This is a genomic window from Pseudomonas sp. FW507-12TSA (assembly GCF_058781435.1).
Genome location: NZ_JBYSWT010000044.1, coordinates 17,249 through 29,746, shown reverse-complemented (window position 1 = coordinate 29,746; position 12,498 = coordinate 17,249). Strand labels below are relative to the sequence as shown.

The window sequence follows — 12,498 nt, the reverse complement described above, 5'->3', positions numbered from 1 at the left end:
CCAACGCGGCCTCTGTCGCCCCCGGCCTGCGGGCGTGGCGGCGTGAATGAAAAATTTTCTGCCGCCCGTCACCCGCGCCTCTTCGCCCACCTACAAAAAGCCCCGCAAGTGCGGGGCAGTCGTTACTCAAGATCGCTTGTTCTTGGGCAGGGCCCGAGGGAAAAACATCGTATTGCTGGCGACCGATGTCACCGCGGATTTTTTCCTGGCGACATTCGCAGAAGGCTCAGCCTTCGCCTCGAATGCCGCCTGCCCGCAACGCACCAAGTTGTTGATTGGGAACTCATCCCCGTTGTCTTCGATATAAGCAAGACTCCTCATCTCCCAGCTCCCTCCAACAACCGACCAGCACCGGCAAGCTCCTGATTGCCTGGAAAGTACTGATCGTCACGGCGCTTGAGACTAGACAGTCATTCGCCGACCTGCCGGCCAAAGCACCGCAGACGCCGACGAGCGGCCAGCCAGTGGCAGAAAAACTGATCCAGGGCAAATTTTCCCTGGGCGTTCAGCTGTCGTACGCCGCCAGGGCCCGGGCCAGGCGCATGTCGTCGGCATCACTGGCAGGATGCAGTGTCCGGTAGCAACGCAGCGCCTGCTCCAGCTGGGCGCCGCGAATCTGGCCCCCGGAACCGACGAAGGCCAGGGCATCGCCCTTGGCCGAATGAAAGATCTCGCCAGGATTGGATGTGGTGCCCAAGGTGCCGAACGTGGTCAGGCCGGTCACGCCGGTGACCATCATCGAGGCCCGGTCCACGGGGTTCCTCTCCTCTCCCGCCACCACCAAGAGCGGGGCGACACACAACGCACAGATCAATAACGCCTGATTGCAACTCTTCATCGGTGGATCGCCATCCTGGGCCAAGGCAGGCGCGCAACTTAGCATCCGGCGTGTCCGAACGCAGCCTCAAGCCGCTGGTGATTGCCAACGGGACAGGTAGGCGATCGCCGCCTGCTCCGCCTCGACGCAAATGGTTTCACTGATGCGGCCTTCGGCCAGGTAGCCGTACTTCATGCAGGCGAATGCGATTTCCACCGCCAGGGTGGTCACGTCCGGCTGCCGAGGCAGGCTGTCGAAGCCGCCCCGGGCCAGCAGGTAGTCGCGCAGCAAGCTGCCGATCATGGCGTCCTTGCGCTCGTGGGCCTGGCTGTCCAGCGGGGTGAAGTTGCCGCGCAGGAGCAGCAGGCTGGCGGCCGGGTGAGCGTTGTAGTAACCGGCAACGCCGTGAATGACCCGACCGATGGCCTGTTTCCAGTCGCCCTCGGGGCCGGGTCGGGAGCTATCGATCAGCGCGGCGATACGCTCCATCTGCTGGCTCGCCAGATGGGCGAGCAACGCGTATTTGTCCGGAAAGAACTGATAGATGCTCGCCCTCGGGACTCCCGACAACTTGGCGATCTCGGGGATCGATGTGGCGTCCGGGCCGACTTCCTGGAGCAGTTGCTCTGCAGCCGCCAGCACCTTTTCCATGCGCGATTGCGAGCGCTCCTGCTGGGGCAGCCTTGCGACCTTCTTGCCTTTGGGAACCGACGAGCTGTCTTGCATATCGCATAAATCCAACATAAGTTATGTTTCAACATGACAAATGTCATGTTCACCAAGCGCTCCATCTTCCCCGTCCAGAGCGAGACCTGCAATGAGCTACCAAGACCAGACCCAATGGCAAGACATCCAGGCCTTCCTCCCCGCGGCCTATCGCATCGACGCTGAAAATGCCCCGCAAGAGGAGTATTGGCCATGGCGTGGGCATCGGGTGCACCTGGACCGGTTCGTCAATCCGACAGCACCGGCCAAGGTCATCCTGTTCCATGGGGTCGGGACCAACGGTCGGCAGATGTCGACCATCGTCGGCCTGCCCCTGTCGCGGCAAGGGCTGGAAACGGTAGCGATCGACATGCCTGGATACGGCGAGACCCGGGTCACCCCAGGCGCCCAGGTGCGCTATGACACCTGGGTGGAACTGGCCCATGAGTTCATCGAGCATGAACGGCGCCGCGACCCTCGGCCGATCTTTCTCTACGGTCTCAGCGCCGGCGGCATGCTCACCTACCATGCGGCGGCCATGAACCAGAAAGTGGCGGGCATCATCGGCATGACCTTCCTCGACCAGCGACTGGCCCTGGTCAGGGAGCAGACCGCCCTTACCCCCTTGCTGGGCCGCCTGGGCGGGCCGCTGATGCACGCCCTGGCCGGTACTCCATTGGCAGGAATGAAGATGCCGATGTGGCTGGCAAGCAAGATGCACACCCTGGTCAACGACCGCGCCGCGCTGAAAACCTGCCTCAGGGACCGCACCTCGGCGGGCAACTGGGCCAGCCTGCGTTTCCTGAGCTCCTATTTGCACTACGTGCCGGTGGTGGCCCCGCAAGACTTCCAGGCCTGCCCGGTACTGCTGACCCAGCCGGCTGCGGACCGCTGGACGCCACTGGAACTGAGCCAGCCGTTCCTCGAGCGCTTGGCCCGGGTCGAGGTACAGATCCGCATGCTGGAGAATGCCGGGCACTATCCACTGGAAGAACCGGGGTTGACCCAGATGAACCAGGCCATCTTGCAGTTCATCGAAGCGGTCCTGGCCAGCACCGGCGATACGACGACCGCGCCCCCCGCCCGGCAGCAGCGGCCCGAGCCCCTGGACCGGCGCAGCTGAGCCTTCAAGTCCGGGCCAGGAAGCTGTCGGCGTCGCCTCCTTCGCATTTCCAGTCGGCGAACACCCCGACCAAATTGCAGGCATCGCACCGGCAGCCGATGTAGTACCAGCGCACATCGTTGCTGTCGGCATAGAGCGCGACTGCCGAGGTGATCGCAAAGTGTTCGTGGTCGCAGACGCAGGCATGGTTCTCGAAAGCCGCCTGTGCCGCGTAGTCGGCACTGTCACCCAGCAGCTTGACGGTTGCGCACCGGGTGCAAGTGCACCTGCCGGCGCCGACTTCCTCGTCGGTTTCCAGGGTGAACCTGTCGTTCCCGCAGGCGCACCGGGCAGCGTTGAACCTCACTGCCTCGTAGCTCGGTTGGCTGTAGCGGCGGATCTGTGGCTGGATATCCGCATCTTCGCTGCCGTACCGGTAGGGGCCTTTCCTTGAAATCGTCATGGTGTTCCAACTGCCAGTGGTTATCCGCCGGGGATGAACGGCCGGGGCCCGGCGGCGAACATCCGGGCGCCAGCTGGCCTGGTGGTATTCAGGCCACCGGGGCGGACTCCTCGAACAGACTGCGAATGGTGCCCTGGATGCGCAGGATGTCCGAGAGCGCATACAGCCCCACTGAAGGTGCCAGGTGGCGGCTATCCGGGGGATTGGCGACACAGGCGGCAATCAGTGTCAGCTGGTTGGCAGGATCGGGCTGGAACTTGATGCCGCTCACGCAATACAGGCTCTTGCGCCGGATGCCATCGTTATATAGCTCGCCCTGGGCCGGTGCTTGCTGCAACTGTTCCAGCGTCGGCACCTGGTCGAATACCTGGGCGTAGAACTCGATGATCGGGCTCTCGTTGATGCTGCCCAGGCGGTGCACATAAGCGGCGTAGAACCGGCCTTCCAGCTGAATGGCCAATACGTCGCCAGCACGGTAGAACGTCACGGAGTCCGGGAGCGCCGGCTTGCGCGCCAGGGCCACGGGAGGCGCTTGCAGGCCAGCGCTGAACTCCTGCGAGCGCTGGTGAAACTTGTCCCCCAGGGCCACCGCTCGATTCAGTTCCTCGATCGCCTCCACGGCCCGGGCGGTAATGCCCGGCTCGGCCAGGCCATATTTATGTAACAGCGTGGCCAGCGCGAGCCAGGCCTTGTGCCGATAGAGCGGCGCGACCTGGGACTCATCCGCCAGCAGCACGCAATTCCAGCGAGCCAGCAGGCCTGGCAACACCGCATCGATCTGCGGGCCCTGGTGACCATGCTGCTGTGCAACCATCGCCTTCCAGGTCAGCCGCGCAAGGTCCTCGTCCAAAGCCTGGACCAGGTGCCTGGCGGCCAGTTTCTCCAGCAACTGCTGATGCTTCACAAGCTCATCTCCATTCGATGCTTAGTCCGGTGCCATCTGAAGGCGCTACCCCCAGGCGTAGCCGCTGTGGTCGTTCTTTGTTTCAATGGCGGCCTGCACAGGGCCAGTAGCACGCCAAGCGCCCTACTCCGGGAAAATCGCGCAATGATAACGATCGACGCCTTCAAGGCATACGGCACCCGCACCGGTTCGCCTACGCAAATGCCGCTGGACGAAATAACCCTGCTCGCCTCGCCCGCGGCTCTCAGGGCGCTGGGGGATTTCCTGCTGCAGGCCGCACAACGCATGCAGGAAGACGGCATGGAGCATCTGCACCTGCAGGATGCCTGGGCCGACTTCGATCCTGGGCTGCACGTGGACCTGGTGCTAGTGAATAGCCAGCAGGCCGCCGCACACGAGCCGCAGACCACGACCGTCGACAGCGCCGATACTCCCCACGGAAACTACCGATGAACGCCAGTCCCTCGCCTGCATCCCTATCGGCCTTACAGGAGTACGCCGCCCATTGCCTGGATGCCTACTGTCAGGCGCAAGGCATCGCCCACCCGTGCATCGACGAACTGCTGGAGCATCTGCGATCCATGGCCAGCTACTCGAACCTGGCCTTGTGGGAACAGGCCGGCGCCGACCTGGCCCTGAACGGCCGGGGCGACGACATGCCGGCCTCGCTCTGTGCAATGCTCGATACGCAACAGGTCGAACAATTGCAGGCGCTGGCCTGCAATGTCGTGGAAGTCGGCCTGGCGGATATGTACGGCCAGGGCTCGACCCTGCCCCGGTACTTCCTGGCGCAGGTGGAGGCGATGCTGGAAAGGGCAAACGTGCAGTTGCCCGAGGGCCGGAACAACAGCAACCCCCGGTGAGCGCACCCACGCGCCGAGAACGACCGAGCCCTGGGCGGGAGGCTATTTTCGCAGGCAACAAAAAACCCCTGGAAGCCATGGGCCTTCAGGGGTTTCTTGTATCGAATATGGCGGTGAAGGAGGGATTCGAACCCTCGATACAGTTTCCTGTATACACACTTTCCAGGCGTGCTCCTTAAGCCACTCGGACACCTCACCGTTTCTCTTCAAACCGATTCAGTCTGTCGAGGCGCGCTAATGTAGTCGAAAGCTTTTCAGATGGCAAAGGTTTTTTTCAGAATTTTCATGCGCTTAAGCACTTTTCTGGTTTTCAGGGCCTGCACGCCCCCGCGACATAGGGCAAACCGGCCAATCTTCGGCTCGCTCCAGGCTGCCGTGCAGCTACAGGGATGCAGCCCAGCGGGTCGTGCGACCTGCCACCCGGGACAAAGCCTGACTCATCAGTCAGTCATGGCGCTTTACCGGGCCGATCATGCTGGGTAACTTCTGCTGCACTTCTAATACAAGGAATTGCGTCATGAGTGAGTTGATTTCCTACCATCTCGAAGACGGTATCGCGACCCTGACCTTGAGCAATGGCAAGGTCAATGCCATCTCACCGGACGTGATTGCCGCCTTTAATGCCGCGCTGGACCAGGCCACCGCCGATCGCGCGGTGGTGATCATCACTGGCCAGCCAGGGATCCTCTCTGGCGGCTACGACCTCAAGGTCATGACCGCAGGTCCCAAGGAGGCCGTGGCCCTGGTGACCCTGGGCTCGACCCTGGCCCGGCGCCTGCTGTCCCACCCGTTCCCGGTGATCGTCGCATGCCCCGGGCACGCAGTGGCCAAGGGCGCCTTCCTGCTGCTGTCGGCCGATTACCGTATCGGTGTCGAGGGCCCCTTCAGCATCGGCCTCAACGAAGTGCAGATCGGCATGACCATGCACCACGCCGGCATCGAGTTGGCCCGTGACCGCCTGCGGCGTTCGGCCTTGCACCGCTCGGTGATCAACGGCGAGATGTTCGACCCGCACAGCGCGGTGGATGCCGGCTTCCTCGACAAGGTGGTCAGCGCCGAAGAACTCCAGGGCGCCGCCCTGGCCGCAGCGCGCCAGTTGAAGAAGATCAACATGCTGGCCCACAAGAACACCAAGCTGAAGGTACGCAAGGCCCTGCTGGAACGACTGGACAACGCCATCATCGAAGACCAGGGACATCTGGGCTAAACCCCGGCATGAACGAGCATCGCCCGGCCCTTGTGCCGGGCTTTTTATTGTGTCGCGAAGCCTTCCCCCCTGCACGCCCCGCCATCGGACACATCCGCTCAATCATCACTGCTCATCCTGCCTGGCGGAGCAATTGCCGAAAACAGTGCACATTCGTACACTGCGCCACCTTTTGTCCCCTGCGCGGTGGCCGTTTAGATGTTGTATCTGTTTCGTATGTCTTTGATGGGCTTGCACTTTATAGCTGCTGGCAGCCTGGGCTTGCTGCTTGGACTGTGTCGTCCCTTCAATCCTGACAACAGCCGCCTGTGTGCCCGCCTGTATGCCTGGCCGGCCATGCGCATCCTGGGCCTGAAGGTCAGGGGCGAGGCCGGGCCATTGATGGACAAGCCACAAAGCTGCGTGATCATCGCCAACCATCAGTCCAACTATGACCTGTTCGTGTTCGGCAACGTGGTGCCGCCACGCACCGTATGCATTGGCAAGAAGAGCCTGAAATGGGTTCCGCTGTTCGGCCAGTTGTTCTGGCTGTCGGGCAACGTCTTGATCGACCGCGGCAACCCACACAAGGCCCGGCGCTCGATCGTCACCACCACCCACACCCTGCAACACAAGGACACCTCGATCTGGGTATTCCCGGAAGGCACGCGCAACGGCGGCGAAGAGCTGCTGCCATTCAAGCGCGGCGCCTTCCAGATGGCGATCGCCGCCGGGGTCCCCATCGTTCCGGTCTGTACCAGCAACTACATCAAGCACATGCGCCTGAACCGCTGGAACAGCGGTGAAATCCTGATTCGTTCGCTACCGGCGATCCCCACTGCCGGCTTGAGCATGGACGACTTGCCACGGCTGATGGCGCAATGTCGCGAGCAAATGCTCGAGTGCATCGCCAGCATGGATCGCCAGTTGCAATCGAACTGAGCCCTGTTGAGCCAAAGCCCGCCTCGCGCGGGCTTTCATTTATCTGCGAACTCGCATCTCCCAGGGGACTCTGATGCTGCAATGCAGGCTAAGCTGCTGATTTGCCACCGCTCCCTTGATAAGAAGAAGTGAACCTGAGCCATGGGTAGAGTTGTTGCCGCCGCCGTCTACAGCGGTGGAAAGAAAGTCACGAACATCAGCCTCGACGAGGGGGCCGCCTGGGCGGCCAAGCCCGGGCATTTCGTCTGGATCGGCCTGGAAGAACCCAACGCCCACGAACTGGCCAACCTGCAACGCCAGTTCAACTTGCATGAACTGGCCATCGAGGATGCCCTGGAGAAACACAGCCGGCCCAAACTGGAAACCTTCGGGGATGCCCTGTTCATCGTCACCTACTCGCCAGTGCGCACCGACGGCAAGCTGGAGTTCATAGAAACCCATATCTTCGCCGGCAACGGCTACATCATCACCGCCCGCAATGGCCACTCGGCCTCCTACGGCCATGTGCGCCAGCGCTGCGAGGCCCGCCCGTTGCTGCTCGAACATGGCGAGGACTTCGTGCTCTATGCCCTGCTGGACTTCGTCACCGAGAACTACCAGCCAGTCAGCGAAGCCATCCACGCCGAGATCGAGGAGCTGGAGAGCAACGTGCTGTGCCAGTCGATGAACGAGCGCGACATCCTCAGCCTGCACAGCCTGCGTCGCGATGTACTGCGCCTGCGCCGCCACGTGGCGCCGATGGTGGAGATCAGCGAGGACCTGCAGAAGCTCAGCTTCCCCTTCATCGACAAGAACATGCGGCCGTATTTTCGCGATGTGCAGATCCACGTCACACGGCAGATGGAAGACCTTTCGACCCTGCGCGACATCGCCAGCCAGACCATCGAGATCGGCGTGCTGCTGGAGGCCTCGCGGCAAAGCATCGTACAGCGCAAGTTCGCCGCCTGGGCGGCGATCCTGGCGTTTCCAACGGCGGTGGCGGGAATCTACGGGATGAACTTCCAGAACATGCCGGAGCTGGGCTGGCACTACGGCTACTTTGGCGTCCTGGGCTTCATCAGCATGGGCTGCGTGGCCCTCTGGGCCAGCTTCAAGCGTTCAGGCTGGCTGTGAAACGACGTGGCCCCGCCCCAGGCGGGGCCACGGCTTGCCTCAGGCCGCTGCGGGCTTGTGGGCGACGAAGCGCATCATCCATTCGGCCACGGTAGTGCCGTGATGATCGTGCTCGAGACTGGCCACGCCCTTCTGGTAGACCTGCTCGCCGAGGAACTCATGGCGCAGGTCGAGCAAGGCGCGGGAATAGTCGTGGATGAATTCCGGATGCCCCTGGAAGCACAGCACCTGGTCATTGATGTGGTAGGCCGCGTACGGGCAGAAATCGCTGGAGGCGATCACCGTGGCGTTCTCCGGCAAGGCGGTGACCTGGTCCTGGTGGCTGATCAGCAGCGTCAGCTCCTCCACCACCGGGCTCATCCACGGCGCCTTGGCCGCAAGCTTGTAGTTGTGGATGCCCACGCCCCAGCCCTGGTTCGCCCGCTCGCTCTTGCCCCCCAGCAGCAGCGCCAGCAACTGATGACCGAAGCAGATGCCCAGCAGCTTGTCGCCACGCTCGTAGCGCTCCAGCAGGTAGGTCTTGAGGGTCTGGATCCACGGATCGGTGCCGAACGAATCGGCCTTGCTGCCCGTCACCAGGTAGGCATCGAACTTCAGGTCGTCAGCCGGATACTGGCCCTGCACCACGTTGTAGACGCTGAACTGCGCGGCAATGGGCTGCTGGGAAAACAGGCGCTGGAACATCTGCCCGTAGCCCTGGTACTGGTCGATCAGTTCGGGACGCAGGATATCGGTTTCAAGAATGCAGATGCGTAGCGACATAAAATATTCCTGACAAGGCGATGGCAATAACGAACACCCCAGAGCCTGCCTTGAAATACCACGGCAAGGCAAGCCCCGGGGGCCGTCATTTAACGCCCGCCAGGCTCAGAACAACTGGCCCTGGCGCGCCTTCTCCAGGAGCAGGTCCGGCGGGTTGAAGCGCTCGCCGTATTGACGTGCCAGGTACTGGGCGCGGGCGACGAAATCCTGCACCCCGTACTGGTTGATGAACTGCAGCGCGCCGCCACTCCAGGCCGCGAAACCGATGCCGAAGATCGAACCGACGTTGGCGTCGGCCGTGGATTGCAACACGCCCTCTTCCACGCAGCGCACGGTCTCGATGGCCTGGATGAACAACAAACGGTCGCGCACGTCCTGGGGCGAGATCTGCCCGTCGGCCTTGTAGAAGCGCGTACGCAACTGCGGCCACAGGTGTTTCTGGCCACCGGCCGGGTAGTCATAGAAACCGCCACCGGCGGCCTTGCCCGCGCGCTTGTACTCGTTGAGCAGCAGGTCGATCACGGCGAATGCCGGGTGTTCGATGACAGGCTTGCCTTCGGCTTGCAGGTCCTTGGTGGTCTGCAGGCGAATGTGGCTCATCAGGCTCAGGGACACTTCGTCGGAGATCGCCAGCGGACCCACGGGCATCCCGGCCTTGCGAGCCTCGGTCTCGATCATCGGCGCGGCGATGCCTTCGCCGAGCATGGCGATGCCTTCGTTGGTGAAGGTGCCGAATACCCGGGAGGTGAAGAAGCCGCGGCTATCGTTGACCACGATCGGGGTCTTCTTGATCTGCTGGACGAAATCGAACCCTCGGGCCAGGGTCTCGTCACTGGTCTTGGCGCCCTTGATGATTTCCACCAGCGGCATCTTTTCCACCGGGCTGAAGAAATGCAGGCCGATGAACTTGTCCGGATTGGGCACCGCGCTGGCCAGCCCGGTGATGGGCAGGGTCGAGGTATTGGAGGCGATCACCGCCTGCGCACCGACCACCTGCTGCGCCGCCTTGGAGACCTTGGCCTTGAGCTCGCGATCCTCGTAGACCGCCTCGATGATCAAGTCGCAACCGGCCAGGTCGGCATCTTCGGCGGTGGTGAGGATGCGTGCCAGGGTCGCGTCGCGCTGTTCGGCGCTCAGTTGCCCACGGCCGACCTTCTTCTCCAGCAGGGCCGCGGAATGGGCCTTGCCCTTCTCCGCCGCCTCGCGGCTGACATCCTTGAGCACCACCTCGATGCCCGCCACGGCACTGACATAGGCGATGCCTGCGCCCATCATCCCGGCGCCCAGCACCCCGACCCTGCGGGTCGCCTGGGGCGCCACGCCCTGGGGCCGCGAGCCGCCGGCGTTGATTTCATTGAGCTGGAACCAGAAGGTGCCGATCATGTTCTTCGCCACCTGGCCGGTGGTCAGCTCGGTGAAGTAGCGAGCCTCGATCAACTGGGCGGTATCGAAGTCCACCTGGGCGCCCTCGACCGCGGCACAGAGGATCTTCTCCGGTGCGGGGAAGCAGCCCTGGGTCTTGGTGCGCAGGATCGAAGGAGCGATGGCCAGCATCTGCGCCACTTTCGGGTTCGAAGGGGTGCCGCCGGGAATCTGGTAGCCCTTCACATCCCAGGGCTGCTTGGCCGTCGGGTTGCTGGCGATCCAGGCCCGGGCCTTGGCCAGCAACTCGTCGCGATCGCCAGCCAGCTCATTCACCAGGCCCGCCTGCAGCGCCTGCCGCGCCCGGACCTTCTTGCCCTCGAGCAGATACGGCAAAGCCTTCTCCAGGCCCAGCATGCGCACCATGCGCACTACCCCGCCGCCGCCAGGCAGCAGGCCCAGGGTGACTTCCGGCAGGCCTACCTGCAGCGACTTGTCGTCCAGGGCCACGCGGTAATGGCAAGCCAGGCAGATTTCCCAACCGCCGCCCAGGGCCGCGCCGTTGATTGCCGCCACCACCGGCTTGCCCAGGGTCTCCAGCGCCCGCAGTTGGGCCTTGAGGGCCAGAACCATGTCATAGAAGGCCTGGGCCTGTGGTTTGCCGACCTTGATCAGCTCGTTGAGATCGCCGCCGGCGAAGAAGGTTTTCTTCGCCGAAGTGACGATCACCCCGGCGATGTCGGCTTGCTCGGCCTGCAGCCGGGCCAGGGTGGCGGCCATGGCGTCGCGGTAGGCCGCATTCATGGTGTTGGCGCTCTGGCCCGGCATGTCGATGGTCAGGACCACGATCTGGTCCTGGCCTTTTTCGTAACGGATGGCATCGGTCATGAAAGGATTCCTTGATATCGGGGCTCAGAGGCGTTCGATGATGGTGGCGATGCCCATGCCGCCGCCGACACACAGGGTGGCCAGGCCATAGCGCCGGCCGCGGGCCTCCAGTTCGTCGAGCAGGGTGCCGAGGATCGCGCAGCCCGTGGCGCCCAGGGGGTGGCCCATGGCGATGGAGCCACCGTTGACGTTGACCTTGGCGGGGTCGATGGCCATGTCCTTGATGAACTTGAGCACCACCGAGGCGAAGGCTTCGTTGACCTCGAACAGGTCGATGTCCTCGACCCGCAGCCCGGCCTTGGCCAGGGCCTTGCGGGTGGCCGGTGCCGGGCCGGTGAGCATGATGGTCGGGTCGGTGCTGGTGACCGCAGTGGCGACGATCCGCGCCCGGGGCTTGAGGCCCAGCTCACGCCCCTTGGCCTCGGAGCCGATGAGCATCAGCGCCGCGCCGTCGACGATCCCGGAACTGTTGCCCGGGGTGTGCACATGATTGATCCGCTCGACGTGGCTGTAGACCCGCAAGGCCGTGGCGTCGAAACCCATCTGCCCCATCATCTCGAAGCTCGGCTTGAGATTGCCCAGGCCCTCGAGGGTCGAGTCGGCACGAATGAATTCGTCATGGTCCAGCAGGACAATGCCGTTCTGGTCCTGCACCGGCACCAGGGACTTGGCGAAGGCTCCGGCCGCCCGGGCCCGCGCGGCCTTGTGCTGGGATTGCAGGGCGAACTGATCGACATCCTGGCGGGAGAAGCCTTCGAGGGTGGCGATCAGGTCGGCACCTATGCCCTGGGGCGTGAAGTGGCTGTGCAGGTTGGTCTCGGGGTCCAGCACCCAGGCGCCACCGTCGCTGCCCATGGGTACCCGCGACATGGACTCCACCCCACCGACCACCACCAGCTCCTCGAAGCCGGAGCGCACCTTCATCGCTCCCAGGTTCACCGCCTCGAGGCCCGAGGCGCAGAAGCGGTTGATCTGTACCCCGGCCACGCTGATATCCCAGTCCGCGACCTGCACCGCGGTCTTGGCGATATCGGCGCCCTGGTCGCCGATGGGCGTCACGCAGCCCAGGACCACATCGTCCACCTGGCTGGTATCCAGCTCGCAACGCTGGCGCAGGGCCCGCATCAGCCCCGCCACCAGGTTCACCGGCTTCACACTGTGCAAGGCGCCATCGGCCTTGCCTTTGCCACGGGGCGTGCGTAACGCATCGAATATCAAAGCTTGGGTCATGACGTCCTCGAACCGTTTGTGCAGGGAGAAAATGTCGAGTTCCCACCTTAGGCGCGGCAGCGTCGGATTCAATGACCGATGCGCTCAGCCGCCTTGACGGTGACGCTCAGACGAACGGTAGGCAGCTAATGGATAGCCCGACAAAGGGTCGCGAGCTGTCT

At 63.3% G+C, this 12,498-nt stretch carries 14 protein-coding genes and 1 tRNA gene; 7 read left to right on the top strand and 8 right to left on the bottom strand.

Going from position 1 to position 12,498, the window contains the following annotated elements:
* Positions 1 to 46: 46 nt before the first annotated feature.
* Entirely contained in the window at positions 47 to 307 is a 261-nt protein-coding gene (locus tag AC3WK8_RS29780) for a hypothetical protein (RefSeq protein ID WP_158250075.1), read from the top strand.
* A gap of 198 nt (positions 308 to 505) precedes the next feature.
* Here AC3WK8_RS29780 and AC3WK8_RS29775 read toward each other — a convergent pair whose 3' ends face one another.
* Positions 506 to 838, bottom strand: coding sequence for a DUF2388 domain-containing protein (locus AC3WK8_RS29775; protein WP_143494616.1), 333 nt, complete (start codon positions 836 to 838; stop codon positions 506 to 508).
* Positions 839 to 904: 66 nt separating this feature from the next.
* Positions 905 to 1,543, bottom strand: coding sequence for a TetR/AcrR family transcriptional regulator (locus AC3WK8_RS29770; protein WP_158250074.1), 639 nt, complete (start codon positions 1,541 to 1,543; stop codon positions 905 to 907).
* A 91-nt stretch (positions 1,544 to 1,634) separates the two neighbouring features.
* Here AC3WK8_RS29770 and AC3WK8_RS29765 point away from each other — a divergent pair, with 91 nt between their 5' ends.
* Complete coding sequence (locus AC3WK8_RS29765) at positions 1,635 to 2,645, top strand: alpha/beta hydrolase (protein ID WP_103326638.1); 1,011 nt, start codon at positions 1,635 to 1,637, stop codon at positions 2,643 to 2,645.
* A gap of 4 nt (positions 2,646 to 2,649) precedes the next feature.
* Here the strand turns inward: AC3WK8_RS29765 and AC3WK8_RS29760 are convergent, their stop codons facing one another.
* Positions 2,650 to 3,087 (bottom strand): hypothetical protein, encoded by a 438-nt coding sequence (locus tag AC3WK8_RS29760; protein WP_103326636.1) that lies wholly within the window; start codon positions 3,085 to 3,087, stop codon positions 2,650 to 2,652.
* Positions 3,088 to 3,175: 88 nt separating this feature from the next.
* Complete coding sequence (locus tag AC3WK8_RS29755; RefSeq protein ID WP_103326635.1) at positions 3,176 to 3,991, bottom strand: hypothetical protein; 816 nt, start codon at positions 3,989 to 3,991, stop codon at positions 3,176 to 3,178.
* Between the two features lie 144 nt (positions 3,992 to 4,135).
* On the opposite strand from AC3WK8_RS29755, the gene AC3WK8_RS29750 reads away from it, so the two are divergent.
* Positions 4,136 to 4,444: an Imm32 family immunity protein gene (locus AC3WK8_RS29750; RefSeq protein WP_053135857.1), complete on the top strand. Its 309-nt coding sequence runs from the start codon at positions 4,136 to 4,138 to the stop codon at positions 4,442 to 4,444.
* Positions 4,441 to 4,854, top strand: coding sequence for a hypothetical protein (locus AC3WK8_RS29745; RefSeq protein WP_103326633.1), 414 nt, complete (start codon positions 4,441 to 4,443; stop codon positions 4,852 to 4,854). The genes AC3WK8_RS29750 and AC3WK8_RS29745 overlap by 4 nt, the downstream gene beginning before the upstream one ends.
* Before the next feature lie 108 nt (positions 4,855 to 4,962).
* On the opposite strand, the gene AC3WK8_RS29740 is transcribed toward AC3WK8_RS29745, so the two are convergent.
* Positions 4,963 to 5,052: transfer RNA gene (locus AC3WK8_RS29740), tRNA-Ser, on the bottom strand.
* Positions 5,053 to 5,371: 319 nt separating this feature from the next.
* Between AC3WK8_RS29740 and AC3WK8_RS29735 the strand changes: the two genes are divergently transcribed.
* From AC3WK8_RS29735 to AC3WK8_RS29725, 3 genes are all read left to right on the top strand, one after another.
* Positions 5,372 to 6,061, top strand: coding sequence for a crotonase/enoyl-CoA hydratase family protein (locus AC3WK8_RS29735; RefSeq protein ID WP_022643213.1), 690 nt, complete (start codon positions 5,372 to 5,374; stop codon positions 6,059 to 6,061).
* Between the two features lie 198 nt (positions 6,062 to 6,259).
* Positions 6,260 to 6,982: a lysophospholipid acyltransferase family protein gene (locus tag AC3WK8_RS29730; protein ID WP_103326632.1), complete on the top strand. Its 723-nt coding sequence runs from the start codon at positions 6,260 to 6,262 to the stop codon at positions 6,980 to 6,982.
* A gap of 141 nt (positions 6,983 to 7,123) precedes the next feature.
* Positions 7,124 to 8,095 carry a magnesium and cobalt transport protein CorA gene (locus tag AC3WK8_RS29725; protein ID WP_103326630.1) on the top strand — a complete coding sequence of 324 codons (972 nt, stop codon included), beginning with the start codon at positions 7,124 to 7,126 and terminating at the stop codon, positions 8,093 to 8,095.
* 39 nt (positions 8,096 to 8,134) lie between these two features.
* Here the strand turns inward: AC3WK8_RS29725 and AC3WK8_RS29720 are convergent, their stop codons facing one another.
* The 3 genes from AC3WK8_RS29720 to AC3WK8_RS29710 form a co-directional block, all read right to left on the bottom strand.
* Complete coding sequence (locus AC3WK8_RS29720) at positions 8,135 to 8,857, bottom strand: amidotransferase (protein ID WP_022643210.1); 723 nt, start codon at positions 8,855 to 8,857, stop codon at positions 8,135 to 8,137.
* A 105-nt stretch (positions 8,858 to 8,962) separates the two neighbouring features.
* The gene (locus AC3WK8_RS29715) at positions 8,963 to 11,107 is read right to left on the bottom strand and encodes a 3-hydroxyacyl-CoA dehydrogenase NAD-binding domain-containing protein (RefSeq protein WP_103326629.1); all 2,145 of its coding nucleotides are present in this window, start codon (positions 11,105 to 11,107) and stop codon (positions 8,963 to 8,965) included.
* A gap of 24 nt (positions 11,108 to 11,131) precedes the next feature.
* Positions 11,132 to 12,337, bottom strand: a complete 1,206-nt coding sequence (locus AC3WK8_RS29710) for an acetyl-CoA C-acetyltransferase (RefSeq protein ID WP_103326627.1) — start codon at positions 12,335 to 12,337, stop codon at positions 11,132 to 11,134.
* Between the last annotated feature and the right edge of the window lie 161 nt (positions 12,338 to 12,498).